Origin of the sequence: Azoarcus sp. KH32C, from assembly GCF_000349945.1 — a bacterium.
In the GTDB taxonomy this organism is placed as follows: domain Bacteria; phylum Pseudomonadota; class Gammaproteobacteria; order Burkholderiales; family Rhodocyclaceae; genus Aromatoleum.
The window spans coordinates 3,355,921-3,369,774 of record NC_020516.1; the positions used below are offsets into that span (position 1 = coordinate 3,355,921).

Annotated in this window: 15 protein-coding genes; 10 read left to right on the top strand and 5 right to left on the bottom strand. The window is 65.5% G+C overall.

Going from position 1 to position 13,854, the window contains the following annotated elements:
* Positions 1 to 351 (top strand): Hpt domain-containing protein, encoded by a 351-nt coding sequence (locus AZKH_RS14795; RefSeq protein ID WP_015436595.1) that lies wholly within the window; start codon positions 1 to 3, stop codon positions 349 to 351.
* Positions 352 to 357: 6 nt separating this feature from the next.
* On the opposite strand, the gene AZKH_RS14800 is transcribed toward AZKH_RS14795, so the two are convergent.
* Positions 358 to 2,592, bottom strand: coding sequence for a PAS domain-containing hybrid sensor histidine kinase/response regulator (locus AZKH_RS14800; RefSeq protein ID WP_015436596.1), 2,235 nt, complete (start codon positions 2,590 to 2,592; stop codon positions 358 to 360).
* A 142-nt stretch (positions 2,593 to 2,734) separates the two neighbouring features.
* Here AZKH_RS14800 and AZKH_RS14805 point away from each other — a divergent pair, with 142 nt between their 5' ends.
* A complete protein-coding gene (locus AZKH_RS14805) occupies positions 2,735 to 3,046 on the top strand; it encodes a hypothetical protein (RefSeq protein ID WP_015436597.1) in 312 nt (103 codons plus the stop codon).
* A 50-nt stretch (positions 3,047 to 3,096) separates the two neighbouring features.
* Complete coding sequence (gene leuE / locus AZKH_RS14810; RefSeq protein WP_015436598.1) at positions 3,097 to 3,744, top strand: leucine efflux protein LeuE; 648 nt, start codon at positions 3,097 to 3,099, stop codon at positions 3,742 to 3,744.
* A 9-nt stretch (positions 3,745 to 3,753) separates the two neighbouring features.
* Here leuE and AZKH_RS14815 read toward each other — a convergent pair whose 3' ends face one another.
* On the bottom strand, positions 3,754 to 4,290 hold the full coding sequence (locus AZKH_RS14815; RefSeq protein WP_015436599.1) for an Lrp/AsnC family transcriptional regulator: 537 nt from the start codon (positions 4,288 to 4,290) through the stop codon (positions 3,754 to 3,756).
* A gap of 121 nt (positions 4,291 to 4,411) precedes the next feature.
* Between AZKH_RS14815 and ipdC the strand changes: the two genes are divergently transcribed.
* Entirely contained in the window at positions 4,412 to 6,031 is a 1,620-nt protein-coding gene (gene ipdC, locus AZKH_RS14820; RefSeq protein WP_015436600.1) for an indolepyruvate/phenylpyruvate decarboxylase, read from the top strand.
* Between the two features lie 48 nt (positions 6,032 to 6,079).
* Here the strand turns inward: ipdC and AZKH_RS14825 are convergent, their stop codons facing one another.
* Both AZKH_RS14825 and AZKH_RS14830 read right to left on the bottom strand, forming a co-directional pair.
* The gene (locus tag AZKH_RS14825; protein ID WP_015436601.1) at positions 6,080 to 6,475 is read right to left on the bottom strand and encodes an Hsp20/alpha crystallin family protein; all 396 of its coding nucleotides are present in this window, start codon (positions 6,473 to 6,475) and stop codon (positions 6,080 to 6,082) included.
* 17 nt (positions 6,476 to 6,492) lie between these two features.
* Positions 6,493 to 6,936: an Hsp20/alpha crystallin family protein gene (locus tag AZKH_RS14830; RefSeq protein ID WP_015436602.1), complete on the bottom strand. Its 444-nt coding sequence runs from the start codon at positions 6,934 to 6,936 to the stop codon at positions 6,493 to 6,495.
* 149 nt (positions 6,937 to 7,085) lie between these two features.
* On the opposite strand from AZKH_RS14830, the gene AZKH_RS14835 reads away from it, so the two are divergent.
* From AZKH_RS14835 to AZKH_RS14845, 3 genes are read left to right on the top strand one after another with little or no spacing between them, the layout of a single operon-like run.
* On the top strand, positions 7,086 to 8,069 hold the full coding sequence (locus AZKH_RS14835) for a DnaJ C-terminal domain-containing protein (protein WP_015436603.1): 984 nt from the start codon (positions 7,086 to 7,088) through the stop codon (positions 8,067 to 8,069).
* 3 nt (positions 8,070 to 8,072) lie between these two features.
* Positions 8,073 to 8,381 (top strand): chaperone modulator CbpM, encoded by a 309-nt coding sequence (locus tag AZKH_RS14840; RefSeq protein ID WP_015436604.1) that lies wholly within the window; start codon positions 8,073 to 8,075, stop codon positions 8,379 to 8,381.
* A gap of 8 nt (positions 8,382 to 8,389) precedes the next feature.
* The gene (locus tag AZKH_RS14845; RefSeq protein ID WP_015436605.1) at positions 8,390 to 9,346 is read left to right on the top strand and encodes a zinc metalloprotease HtpX; all 957 of its coding nucleotides are present in this window, start codon (positions 8,390 to 8,392) and stop codon (positions 9,344 to 9,346) included.
* A 35-nt stretch (positions 9,347 to 9,381) separates the two neighbouring features.
* Here the strand turns inward: AZKH_RS14845 and AZKH_RS14850 are convergent, their stop codons facing one another.
* Complete coding sequence (locus AZKH_RS14850; RefSeq protein ID WP_015436606.1) at positions 9,382 to 10,884, bottom strand: NYN domain-containing protein; 1,503 nt, start codon at positions 10,882 to 10,884, stop codon at positions 9,382 to 9,384.
* A 145-nt stretch (positions 10,885 to 11,029) separates the two neighbouring features.
* Between AZKH_RS14850 and AZKH_RS14855 the strand changes: the two genes are divergently transcribed.
* The 3 genes from AZKH_RS14855 to AZKH_RS14865 all read left to right on the top strand — a co-directional run bounded on the left by AZKH_RS14855 (position 11,030) and on the right by AZKH_RS14865 (position 13,833).
* Complete coding sequence (locus tag AZKH_RS14855) at positions 11,030 to 12,145, top strand: NAD(P)/FAD-dependent oxidoreductase (RefSeq protein ID WP_015436607.1); 1,116 nt, start codon at positions 11,030 to 11,032, stop codon at positions 12,143 to 12,145.
* Between the two features lie 92 nt (positions 12,146 to 12,237).
* Positions 12,238 to 13,059 carry an ATP-binding cassette domain-containing protein gene (locus AZKH_RS14860; protein ID WP_015436608.1) on the top strand — a complete coding sequence of 274 codons (822 nt, stop codon included), beginning with the start codon at positions 12,238 to 12,240 and terminating at the stop codon, positions 13,057 to 13,059.
* Positions 13,060 to 13,062: 3 nt separating this feature from the next.
* Positions 13,063 to 13,833: an ABC transporter permease gene (locus tag AZKH_RS14865; protein ID WP_015436609.1), complete on the top strand. Its 771-nt coding sequence runs from the start codon at positions 13,063 to 13,065 to the stop codon at positions 13,831 to 13,833.
* The last annotated feature ends 21 nt before the right edge of the window (positions 13,834 to 13,854 follow it).

A 13,854-nucleotide genomic window follows, 5' to 3' on the forward strand; every position in this document is an offset into this window, starting at 1 on the left:
ATGTCGGATGAATCGCTGTTCGACCGCTCCGCCCTCCTCGATAACCTGGACAACGATCTCGATCTGCTGCGGCTGATGGCGAAGACCTTCGTCGACGACGTTCCGCGCCTGCTTACGGAACTGCGCACTGCCCTGCGGACCGGCGATGCTCCGGCAGCGGCCCGGGCGACCCACAACCTCAAGGGGTCGGCCGCGAACTTCGGCGCCGCGAGGCTGGTCACACACCTCGCGGCGATGGAACAGGCATGCCGGCGCGGTGAGCTCGCCGAGGCAAGTGCGGCGGCGAAGGATGCGGAACGCCTGGTTGCGGTGCTGGCCGTAGAGTTGCGCCGCGAGTTCAGCGCACACTGAGGACGGTCAGGTTTCCCACTGCTGCTCGATCAGATCGTTCAGCGGCGCCATCGGCGTGCGCCGGTGTTCGATGGCGCGCTTGAGCACTTCGTCGAGCGCCTTGCGCCGGATCGGTTTCGACAGGTAGTCGTCCATCCCCGCGGCGAGACAGCGTTCGCGATCCCCTTCCATCGCATGCGCCGTCATCGCCGCGATGTAGGAAACGCGCTGATGCTGGCCCATGGCCCAGCTGCGGTTCATTTCCCGCGCGCGGATTGCGGTGGTCGCTTCCATGCCGTCGAGAACCGGCATCTGTACATCCATCAGGATCAGGTCGAAGCGTTGTCGATCGAAGCGTTCGAGTGCCTCGCGACCGTTGGCTGCGACAGTCACGCGGTGTCCAGCCTTCGCCAGCAGTTTCACCGCCAAGGTCTGGTTAACGGGCGTGTCTTCGACCAGAAGGACGTTGAGCGGCTCGCCGTCGTCGTTCTGGAAGCGCACGTCGTCTAGACGGACATCGTCGAGCCGGAACGCATCGAGTTCATCGCGCACCACGCTCTGCACTCCGAGCGCGGCTCGGACCGCGTCGAGGAGTTCGGCGTCGAACACGGGTTTGACGAGACGGGCCTTGACCGCGGAATTCCTGGATTGCTGCAGCGTCTGCTGCTGTCCATGCTGAGCCAGCAGCACGATGATCGCTTCGCCACGACCCGGCGCATCCATGAGCGCGAAGCCGGCCGGTGGGGACATGCCGGCATCGACCACCAGGATATCGAAGGGATCGCGCGCCGAACGCATGACTTCGGCCTGAATCGGGTCACAGGCGATTTCTACGTGGGCGCCGAGGCGCTGCAGCAGCTTACCCAGGAGGTCAGCCGCATGCACGCAATCGTCTACGACGAGAACCCGGCGGCCTTGGAGCAGCGGCAGCGCAACCGGCGCGACGGGGATCGACGACGAAGTCTGATCTGCCGCGAAGCGCACCGTGAAGTAGAAAGAGGTGCCCTTGCCGGGCTCGCTTTCGAGCCAGATCTGCCCGTCGAGCAGCTTCACGAGTTGGTTGCTGATCGCCAGGCCCAGGCCCGTGCCGCCGAAACGCCGGGCCGTCGAAACATCGGCCTGCGTGAAGGCGTCGAAAATCTGCTCGTGATGGTCCGCTGCGATGCCGATGCCGGTGTCGCAGACGGCGAACTGGAGATACAGCGACATGCCGGCCCGGCGCAACACCCAGGCCTTCACGAGCACTTCGCCGCGTTCGGTGAACTTGATCGCGTTGCCGATGAGGTTGGCGAGGATCTGACGCAGGCGCGTCGGGTCGCCGAACAGGCGATCCGGCATTTCGGGCGCGACGTCGAGCATGATCTCGAGGCCCTTGCCGTGGGCCGAAACGGCGAAGGCGCGCACGACGTCGTTCAGGATCGTGCGCACCGACATCGGGACGCTTTCGAGTTCGACCTTGCCGGCCTCGATCTTCGAGAGGTCGAGCACATCGTTGATGATGTTGAGCAGCGACTCGGCGGACGACTTGACCGTCGTGAGATAGCTCCGCGGTTCTGCCTCGACGGTTGCATCGAGGGCGAGTTCCGTCATGCCGAGGATCGCGTTCATCGGCGTCCGGATTTCGTGACTCATGTTCGCGAGGAAGAAACCACGAGCACGATTGGCGCTCTCGGCCTGCTCCTTCGCACGCACCAGGGCGGCTTCGGCGGACTTCTGGTCGACGATATCGCGGTGCAGGACCAACAGCCGGACGGGTTTTCCGTCCGCATCGTGCCCGGTCACGCGGGCGCGCAGCAGCCAGTAGGTCCAGCGCTTGTCGCGTTCGAGGAAGCGGTGTTCGACCTCGATCAGCGGTGCCCGCCCCTGCAGCAGCGTGCCGATCCGTTCATCGACGAGCTTGCGATCGTCCGGATGGATCCTGTTCTTCCAATCCTTGATCCGGTTCACGTCGGCACTCGTCGCGCCGAAACGGCGATTCCACGCAACCGAGGCGCGAATGGTGCCGCCGACGAGGTTCCACTCGCAGAGGATGTCTTCGGTCAGGTCGAGGCAATCGACAAGGCGCCGTGCCTTGTTGGCGCGCCGCTGGATCGGCTCGAATTCAGTGTAGGAGTCATCGACGGCAGCCAGCAGGGTCGCGAACTTCGTCGCGATCTCGGACAGGCCGGCGGCCCTCAGGCTTTCCAGGCATTCCGCGAGCGCTGTCTCGCCAGACGGATCGAAATTGGCAACGAGTTGTTGGCGAAGGAGCGAGGATTTCATTCTTTGACACCATCGAAGATGCCATCGGCAAGGTCTTGCGATGATTCTAAAGCCTTCGTCCGTGACGAAATGTGTACTATTGCCGCAAAGGTCACGCCGCGAGCATGGCCCGAATGTTGAACGTCAAATTAGAGGCTTGCCGATGAAGAGGCTCGTGGTCGTTCTTGTAGCAAGTGTCGTTGCCGCCTGCTCGACGGTCCCGCGCAGCGAACCCGTGAAGATTGTCGACTACGTCTGCGACGGCGGAAAAGGCTTTGCCGTCACTTATCTTCCCGAACAGGACCGAGCGCTCATCGACATCGAGGGCAGCCGCTTCAGGCTGCAGGCGGAATCGGCTGACGGCGCGGAGCAGCGCTTCGGCTGCGACGTCCTGACCTTGTCGCGACGCGCAGCGCTGGCGCGCGTGGATATGCAGGGCGAACACCTCTATGAGAACTGCCGCGCGCGGAACTGAGGACGACCGGCGGTAGTAGAATCAACCTTTGCCTGAGCGGCGGAGGCCCCATGTTCTACGGCGTAACCGACCTGACGACTTTCATTCTCGGCACGATCTTCATCGTGCTGCTGCCTGGCCCTAACTCGATCTACGTGATGTCCGTGGCGTCGCGCTGGGGCATCGGCGCGGGCTATCGCGGGGCCTGCGGCATCTTCGTCGGCGACACGGTGCTGATGATTCTCTCCGCCACCGGCGTGGCGTCGCTGCTGCAGACGACACCGGCGCTCTTCATGGTGCTGAAGTATGCCGGCGCGGCCTATCTCGCCTGGGTCGGACTCGGATTGCTGCGCTCGGCCGTGCGCAACTGGAAGACGCCGGCGGCCGAGGCGCCGACGCCCAAGGCGGTCGACGCGAAGCGCCCATTCCGTACGGCGCTGGTGATCAGCCTGATGAACCCGAAGGCCATCCTCTTCTTCGTGTCCTTCTTCATCCAGTTCGTCGATCCAGCCTATGGCCATCCGGCACTGTCCTTCGGGATCCTCGGCACGATCGTGCAGATCTGCAGCGCGATCTACCTGTCGGCGCTGATCTTCGGCGGTGCCCACTTGGCCGATCAGTTCCGCCGCCGTCGTCGCCTCGCGGCCGCTGCGACCGGTGGCGTCGGAGGGCTGTTCATCGGCTTCGGTGCAAAGCTCGCAAACGCGACGCTGAGCTAACTCCCCGGCTCAATCGGCAGTACGCAGGCTTTCCGCGTACTGCACGCGCTGGCTCGTCCGCGGCGCGTGCATGATGTGGTCGAGCGGCAAGACGTTGGTCTGCTTGACCCGCTTCAGCGCGATGTTGGTCTTGATGTGGGCGAGCCCTGGCAGGCGCATGATGCGCTTCATCATCAGCTCCGAAAACGCGGCGAGGTCGGACGCGACGATGCGCAGCACGTAGTCCGCGTCGCCGCTCACCGAGAAACACTCCACCACTTCCGGCAGCGTCGCGACGGCACGCTCGAAGGCTTCGCTCGATCCTTCGCCGTGGCGTTCGAGGATCACGTTCGCGAAGGCCGACACACCCAGACCCACCGCTCCCGGATCGAGCAGCGCCGCGTAGGCCGCGATGATCCCGCTCTGCTCCAGCCGCGTAATGCGCCGGCTCACCTGCGACGGGGAAAGATGCACCTCCTCCCCGAGCGCGCTGTTGGTCGCGTTGCCGCGGCGCTGCAGGGCCTCAAGAATCTGGATATCGAATTTATCGACAACGATCTGCTGCATCGAATTGCTCCATCACGCACGTTTTGTGCATCGATTAGATCTATGAAGTCGCACAACGAACGCAACGTGCGCGATCTTCGCAAGACAATTATATGCACAACCATACCGAGAGGAGCACCCCATGAACCTGGTCGAATCCCTGCTGCACGCGCTGAAGGAGCACGGCGCCCGACAGATCTTCGGGTTGCCCGGCGACTTCGCCCTGCCCTATTTCCGCATCATCGAAGAGTCGGGCATCCTGCCGCTCTATACGCTGTCTCACGAACCGGGGATCGGCTTCGCAGCCGATGCGGCCGCGCGCATGAGCTGCGGCCTTGGCGTGGCGGCGGTGACCTACGGAGCGGGTGCGCTCAACATGGTCAATGCCGTTGCGGCGGCCTATGCGGAGAAGTCGCCCGTGGTGGTGCTGTCCGGCGGCCCCGGCAAACGCGAGTCGAACTGCGGGTTGCTGCTGCACCATCAGGCGAAGACGCTCGACTCCCAGCTCGAGATCTACCGCGAGATTACCTGCGACCAGGTGCGGCTCGACGATGCGGCGCGCGCGCCCACCGACATCGCGCGTGTGCTCGCGAGCTGCCTGCGCCATTCCGAGCCGGTCTACATCGAGATTCCGCGCGACATGGTGCAGGAGCCCTGCGAGCCGGTCGTACGCGCGGCACCGCGGCCGGTCGACACCGACGCGCTCGAGGCCTGTGTCGACGAGATCCTCGCCCGGCTGGAAGTGGCGAAGAGCCCGGTGCTGATGGCTGGCGTCGAAGTGCGGCGCTACGGGCTGGAGGAAAAGGTCGCGGAACTGTCGCGCCATCTGGGCGTGCCGGTGGTGACGGGCTTCATGGGACGCGGATTGCTCACCGACTGCGATGCGCCGCTGGTCGGCACCTACATGGGTGTCGCCGGCCTGCCGGAAGTCACGCAGCTCGTCGAAAACTCGGACGGCCTCTTCCTGCTCGGCGAGATCATCTCGGACACGAACTTCGCGGTTTCCGAGAAACGCATAGACCTGCGCAAGACGATTCAGGCGCACAACGGACGAGTCACGCTCGGCTACCACACGTACGCCGACATACCGCTGGCCGCGCTGGTTGATGGGATGCTGCAGCGAGTCGGAAAGGCGCAAGCGAGCTTCACCGTTGCAAAGCAGATCTACCCGAAAGGCCTCATCTGCGACGACGAAACCATCACGCCGACCGACATCGCGAAAGCGGTGAACGACCTCTTCGCCCGCCACGGCCGCCTGCCGATCGCGTCGGACATGGGCGACTGCCTCTTCACCGCAATGGAGATCGAGCAGACTGCACTGGTCGCGCCCGGTTATTACGCAACGATGGGCTACGGCGTACCCGGCGGGCTCGGCATCCAGGCGACGAGCGGGCAGCGGCCGCTGATCCTGGTCGGCGACGGCGCCTTCCAGATGACCGGGTGGGAGCTCGGCAATTGCCGACGCTATGGCTGGGATCCGATCGTGCTGCTCTTCAACAACGCGAGCTGGGAAATGCTTCGTACCTTCCAGCCGGAATCCGGTTTCAACGACCTCGGGCACTGGGGATTCGCGGAAATGGCGGGCCCGCTCGGCGGCGACGGCGTGCGCGTGAAGACGCGTGCCGAGCTGCAGCTCGCGCTGGAGAAGGCGGTCGCAACGCGCGGGCGCTTCCAGCTGATCGAGATCGCGATCCCGCGCGGCGTGCTGTCGGATACGCTGGCGCGTTTCGTTGCCGGAGTGAAGCGAATTTCCGCAAAGTAAGCCGCGCGCCCGGGGGGCGCATGCCTCGCGCTCCCCGGGCCGAAAGCCTCAATGGACGCTGATCTCGATGCGGCGCGGCTGGGCGAAGTCCGCCTTCGGGATGCGCAAGGTCAGCACGCCATTGACGAACTCGGCGCCGATCTTCTCGGTGTCGAGTTCCTTCGACAGCGTGAACACCCTGCGGTAGCGCGGCAGACTGACTTCGGCGTGGGTCGCCTCCATTCCCTCGGGAACGTCGAGTCTGACCTCGCCTTCAATCGTCAGCGTGTTGGCCTCGATCTGCAGCAGCAGTGCGTCCTTCGGCACTCCCGGCAGATCGGCGGTCAATATGATGCCGCGGCTATCCTCGACGACATTGACGGGTGGCAGCAGGGTCGCCTCCTCGGCGCCCCGTTCTCCCCTCGGTGTCCGGGGCTTGGTTTCGGAAGCCTTCACTTCGTTCATGGTCCTACCTCCTTCCATTATTCGACGGTGATGCGGCGGGGCTGAGCCGATTCGCGGCGCTTCACGCTGACGCGCAGCACGCCGTCCCGGTAATTGGCGGTCACGCCGTTGGGATCGATGTCGTCGGACAGACTCACGACGCGACGGAAGCGCCCGGCGAAGCGTTCGCGGATATGCACGCTCTGCTTCTTGTCCTCGGTCTGAGGGATGTCGGACGGCCGTTCGCCGCTGATGCTGAGTACTCCGCGATCGAGGTTCAGCTCGATACTCTTCGGATCGACACCCGGCGCGAACGCGAAGATCTCGATCGACTGGGGCGTTCCACCCACGTTCAGCGCGGGAAAACCGCCGCGCCCGGTTCCGCGGATGCTTGGGGAAATGTCGAACGACTCCTGCAGTTCGCGCTGCAGCCGATCCAGTTCGGAAAAGACGTCGCGCGGAAACAAGGTCCTGTACATCATGCAATCCTCCATGTTGCTCGGAATCGCCGCGTCTGCGGCCTGGCTCGAAGATAGGGATGAGACAAACGATTTCAAGGGCTTGAAATTTTCCGAGATGGAGTCAACATGCAAGAGAGGTAGCGACTTTCCTTTCTGCAGGAGGGCACGCGGTGGATTTTCGGGATTACTACAAGGTGCTCGGCGTCGAACGCGGCGCGTCGGCCGATGAGATCAAGAAGGCCTTTCGCAAGCTCGCACGCAAGTACCATCCGGACATCTCGCGCGAAAGCGACGCCGAGGCCCGGATGAAGGAAATCAACGAGGCCAACGCCGTGCTCTCCGACCCGGAACGGCGCGCAGCCTACGATCAGCTAGGCCGCAGCTATCAGGCGGGGCAGGACTTCCGTCCGCCGCCGGGCTGGGACAGCGGTTTCGAATTCACGAGCCACGGCTTTTCGCCCCACGAGGCAGGCGAGTTCAGCGATTTCTTCTCGCAGATCTTCGGCGGCATCGGCAGCGGCCCCCATGGCAGTCCTCATGGCGGACCCCGCCGCGGGCGGCACGGCTTCCAGGCACGTGGGGAAGACCATCACGCGAAGATCCAGCTCGACATCGAGGACAGCTTCAACGGCGCGACGCGCCAGGTCGCGCTGCGCATTCCGCGCATGGACGGCACGGGCCACGTCACGGTGGACATCCGTACGCTGAACGTGAAGATCCCTCGTGGGGTGTACGAAGGCCAGATCGTCCGTCTCGCCGGCCAGGGATCGCCGGGCATCGGCGGCGCGCCGCCGGGCGACCTGCTGCTGGAAGTGCACTTCCTTCCTCACAGCAGGCTGCGCGCGGACGGACGCGACCTGCACCTGACGCTGCCCGTGGCACCGTGGGAAGCGGCGCTCGGCGCGGTCATTCCCGTCGAGCTGCCGGACTCGTCGATCAAGGTCCGCATCCCGCCGGGAGCACGCGCCGGGCAACAGTTGCGCGTGCGCGGCAAGGGAATCCCGGGGCAGCCGCCGGGCGACCTCCTGCTCGACCTGACGATCGTGCTGCCGCCGGCGGACACGCCACGCGCAAAGGAGTTCTACGAAACGATGGCCCGGGAAATGGACTTCGATCCGCGCGCCCAGAACATTGGGTCACAAGGGAGGAGTTGAGCGATGCGCAAGGATGAAATCCTGATCGCCAGTCTGCTTGAGGAGAGCTGGATGACGCTCGAACAGCTCGCGGCGGCCTGCGCGGTCGAACCGGACTGGCTCCTCCGGCACATCGACGAAGGACTGTTCCCGCAGGTGAGTTGTGTGTCGGGCGTGTGGCGCTTTTCGACGGCAAATCTGCAGCGGGCCCGTCGAATGCGGGAACTCGAACGCAACTTCGATGCGGTGCCGGAACTCGCCGCCCTCGTGGCCGACCTGCTCGAAGAGATCGACGCCCTGCGCGAACATGCGCGGAGTCGGCGTGCCGGTTGAGTGCCCGCATGGCTGAGCCTCACCGCCACGCCTGGGCGAACCGTCTCCAGACGCTGCTGCTGGTCCTCACGCTGCTGGGCATCAGCGCGCTTGGGGGCGCCCTGCTGCTCGGCGAGGACGGCATGTGGATTGCGCTCGGCGCGAGCCTGCTCACACTGGTGCTGGAGCCGGCCGCCACTGGCCAACTGACCCTGCGCCTGTACGGGGCAAGCCCGATGGCCCGCAGCACCGCACCAGGACTGTGGCTCCTGATGGAGCGCATCAGCAAGCGTGCGGCGCTCCCCTCCGTGCCCCGGCTCTACTACGTCCCGAGCCCGATCATCAACGCGTTTGCCGTCGGACGGCGCAGGAACTCGGCCATCGCGGTGACCGACGGACTGCTGCGCAGCCTGGCCGACCGCGAGATCGCCGGCGTGCTGGCTCATGAAACGGCGCACATTGCCCACGACGACCTGCGCGTGATGGGACTCGCCGACTATGTGAGCCGCCTGACCGGTCTCTTTGCGCTGCTGGGGCAACTCATGCTGCTGCTGAGCCTCCCGTCGCTCGTGAGCGGCACCATCGATATCAACTGGGTGCTTCTTGCGCTGCTCGTCCTGTCGCCCCATCTCGCCTTGCTGGCGCAACTCGGACTGTCGCGCGTGCGCGAATTCGACGCCGACCGCGCCGCCGCCTCCTTCACGGGCGACCCTGAAGGACTCGCGTCCGCGCTTGCCCACATCGAACGCGTCAGCCGCTCGTGGCGGATGATCCTGATGCCCGGCTGGGGCAACCCGGAGCCGTCCTGGCTGCGCACGCATCCGGCTACCGAAGACCGCATCACGCGGCTACTCGAACTCAGTCGCACGGAATTCAGCCGTGATGAGACGGAGATGTCGTCGCACCATGCGCGGCGGCACGCCGATGCCTTCCCGGCCCCCCGTCACAATCGACCACGCTGGAGGCCCGGCGGCTTCTGGTGGTGAGCCGGCCGGAATCTCAGGACGGAACGAACTCCCGCTCAGGAAGCGTCGGGCGGCAGCTCGACCTTGCGCGGACGGCGACTACGGGTACCCGGTTTCTTGGTCGATTTCGCGGATTTCGCAGGCTTGGCCGTCGCCGCCTCGGTCGCGGCGGGCACCGCTTCATTCGTCATGACGGCCTCCTGGGTACCGGGCCGGACTTCGGCCGCCACCAGCGCGGCGGTCGGCTCCGGGACGGCCGGGGCCAGGGACGGCTGTTCGATTGCCGTCTCGGCCTTGCGTGCTGCCGGCTTGCGGCCGCCGCGGCTCTTCCGACGCGGCTCCTGGCGCACGGTCTCGCCGATGCCTGGCTCCGCAGGGCCGGCCTGCATCGGGCTGGTCTCCGCCGGCTGAGCCTCGACCGGGCGCGGCTCGACCGGTGGCGCGACCTCGACGACCGATGCCGCCGCAACATCGGGCTCGGGCTGCGCTGTCGGAACGACAGCCGGGCTCTCGGGCTTCTTGCCCGTCGTCTTGCGCCCGCCACGGCTCTTGCGGCGAGGCTCATGGCGCGTGCTCTCAGCAGGATGCGCTGCCTCCGCGGCCGGCTCGGCCGGCACATGTGCCATCGCGTCGACCGCGGCTTCGCCGACGAGCGCCCCGCCCGTCGACGGAGCCTCGACCATTGCCGCAGATCCAATGACCGGTTCGGCCACGGAGGCGCGCGCGGAGCCCGAATTGCTGCGATACACATAGGCGCCGGATTTCTCGTCGCGCCCGAATTCGAGCAGTCCGTGCGCCTGCGCCTCCTCCAGCAGGTTGCCGAAGGCGCGGAAGCCGTAGTAGGACTCGTTGAAGCCCGGGTTGCGGCGCTTGATCGCCTCCTTCAGCATCGACGCCCAGATGCGCACGCCGCTGTCGCCGCGCTCCGCCACCAGCGCATCGAAGGTTTCGACGGCGATCTCGATCGCACGCATCTTGCGCGCTTCGCTTTCCTCCTTGCGGCGCTTTTCCTCTTCGGGCGTGCGCTTCGCTTGCGGCTGGGCTTCGCGCGTATCGCTGCGCTTGGCCGCGGTGCGCTGGCTCTCGCGCACGAGGTCGTCGTAGAAGATGAATTCGTCGCAGTTCGCGATCAGCAGGTCGGAAGTCGATTGCTTGACGCCGACGCCGATCACCTGCTTCGCGTTCTCGCGCAACTTCGACACCAGCGGCGAGAAATCGGAATCGCCGCTGATGATGACGAAGGTATTGACGTGGGATTTGGTGTAGCAAAGGTCGAGCGCATCGACGACGAGGCGGATGTCGGCCGAATTCTTGCCCGACTGGCGCACGTGCGGGATTTCGATCAGCTCGAAGTTCGCCTCGTGCATCACCGCCTTGAAGCCCTTGTAGCGCTCCCAGTCGCAGTAGGCCTTCTTGACGACGATGCTGCCCTTGAGCAGCAGGCGCTCCAGCACCGGTTTGATGTCGAATTTCTCGTACTTGGCATCGCGCACGCCGAGCGCGACGTTCTCGAAGTCGCAGAACACTGCCATGCTGACGCTGTCGTGGGATGAAGCCATGCTCTTGTTCTCCTTTTGCTGCCGGGCCGATCGCCACACATTGAATTCAGCTGCTAATGATAGCGACTCTGGCACTGCGGCGCCCTAAATCTGGTAAAACCGGCTGCCATATTGACGACAACGAGTACCGGAAAGCGGAGGCAGGATGCAGGCGGTGGAATGCGTGGTGATCGGTGCGGGCGTCGTGGGCCTGGCGTGTGCGCGTGCGCTGGCGCAAGCCGGCCGCGAGGTCGTCATCCTCGAACGCGAGACGGCGATCGGCACCGGCATCAGCGCACGGAACAGCGAGGTGATCCACGCCGGCCTCTACTACCCGCCCGGCTCGCTGAAAGCCCGCCTGTGCGTCGAGGGCCGACAGGCCTTGTACCAGTACTGCGCCGAACATGGCGTCGCCCATGCGCGCTGCGGCAAGCTCTTGGTTGCGACCAAGCCGGAGCAGACGGAAGCCCTGCGCCAGATCGGCGCGCGCGCCGCAGCAAACGGCGTCGCAGACCTGGTCGAACTGGATCGCGCGCAGATTCGCGAGCTCGAACCGGCGCTCGACGCCCATGCCGCGCTGCTGTCGCCCTCGACCGGCATCGTCGACAGCCACGGGCTGATGCTCGCCCTGCTCGGCGACGCGGAGCGTCATGGCGCGATGCTGGCACTCGCAAGCCCGGTACTCGGCGGACGCCGCGACGGCAACGGCATCGTGCTGCGCGTCGGCGGCGAGGACGAGATGGAAATCCGGGCGCGCTGGGTGATCAACGCCGCCGGCCTCGATGCGGTCGCGCTCGGCCATACGATCGGCGGCGCGGCGCCGGAAGCGCTGCCCAAGGCGTGGTTCGCGCGCGGCGTCTATTTCACGCTGAACGGCAAGGCGCCGTTCTCGCGGCTGATCTACCCGATCCCCGAGCCGGGCGGCCTCGGCGTGCATCTCACGCTCGATCTCGGAGGACAGGCAAAGTTCGGCCCGGACGTCGAATGGATCGAGAAGCCGGACTACTCGGTCGATCCCGGCCGTGCCGAACGTTTCTACACTGCGATCCGCGCCTGGTGGCCGCAACTGGAGGACGGCCGCCTTTCGCCCGGCTATGCCGGCGTACGCCCGAAGATCGCCGGCCCGGGCATGCCGGATGCCGACTTCCGCATCGACGGGCCGGCGCAGCACGGTGTCGCCGGGCTGATCCACCTTTTCGGGATCGAATCGCCGGGACTGACGTCGGCGCTGGCGATCGCGCAGCACGTCGTAGCGATCCTTGCCGACCGGCAAGCAGCCTGAGATCCAAAGGCCACAACAACCCATTTCTTCCGCCCCCGCTGGCCAATAATGCCTGGGTCGTCTGATCGCGATTGTTGTGTAATGAAGGGGCCATGGACACCCTCGCCGCCACCGGATCCGAATATGCAATCGAGACGAGCGCACTGACCCGCAACTTCGGGACATTCTGCGCCTTGGACAGGCTCGATTTGCGGATATCGCATCGTTGCATCTTCGGGCTGCTGGGCCCGAATGGCGCCGGCAAGAGCACCACCATCAAGATCCTGACAACGCTGCTCGACGCGACCTCGGGCTCGGCCACCGTCGCGGGGTTCGATGTCGCACGCAAGCCGATGGAGGTGCGCCGCCGCATCGGCTACGTACCGCAACTGCTGTCCGCCGACGGCGGGCTGACGGCGATGGAAAACCTGGTGCTGTCGGCGAGCCTCTATGGCTTGCGCGGCGAGGTCCGGGATGAACGCATCCGCGAGGCGCTCGCCTTTTCGGACCTGGAGTCGGTGGCCGACAAGCTTGTCAGGATGTTCTCGGGAGGAATGATCCGACGCCTCGAAATCGCCCAGGCCACCCTGCACCGCCCCGAGGTGCTGTTTCTCGACGAGCCGACGATCGGGCTCGATCCCGTCGCGCGGCGGTCGGTTTGGGAGCGTCTGCTGGAACTCAAGGCGACCACCGGCATGACGATCCTGCTGACGACGCACGACATGGAAGAGGCCGATTACCTCTGCGACGAGCTCGCGATTCTTCACCGCGGGCGTCTCGCCGTGGTCGGCCGGCCCGCCGAGCTCAAGGGCCAGCTGGGCCCCGACGCGACCCTGAGCGACGTGTTCGTCGCACACAGCGGCGTGCGTATCGAAGAAGGCGGCCACTATCGCGAGATCCGCGAAACCCGGGGCACGGCCCGGCGGCTGGGCTAGACCATGAACGACTTTGCCTATGCGACGGCGGCCGTCGCGAACGCCGAAATCCGCAAGTTGATCCGCGACCCGACCGAGCTGGTGTCGCGCGCGCTCCAACCGGTCCTCTGGCTGGCGGTGTTCGGGCAGGTCTTCAGCAAGGTGCGCGGCATCCCGACCGGCGACATCGGCTACCTCGATTTCATGGCGCCCGGAATCCTCGCGCAGAGCATCCTGTTCTCGGCGATTTTCTACGGCATCGCCATCATCTGGGAACGCGACCTGGGGATCGTCCACAAGCTGCTCGTGACGCCGGCGTCGCGGACCGCACTGGTCCTGGGCAAGGCGATCGCCGCAGGCTTGCGCGGACTGATCCAGGCGGTCTTTGTCTATCTGGTCGCGCTGGCGCTGCACGTGGGTATCCGCTGGGACGCCCCGGCGATGATCGGCGTCGCGCTCGCCGTCTTCCTCGGCTCCTGCATCTTTGCGACCTTCTCGCTGATCATCGCGTGCATCGTCAAGACACGCGAACGCTTCATGGGCATCGGGCAAGTCCTGACCATGCCGTTGTTCTTCGCCTCGAACGCGATCTACCCGATCGAGCTGATGCCGGGCTGGCTCAAGGCGCTGGCGGTCGCGAATCCGCTGACCTACCTCGTGGATGCCCTGCGTCACTCGATGATCGTCGGCGGCCACAGCATGTACACGCAGGCGACGAGCTTCGGCGTGATGGCCGCGGTGTTCCTGCTGCTTCTGGCGGCTGCGACCCGGCTCTATCCGGGGCTCGTCCGCTGACGGACAAGCGCCGGACGGTCG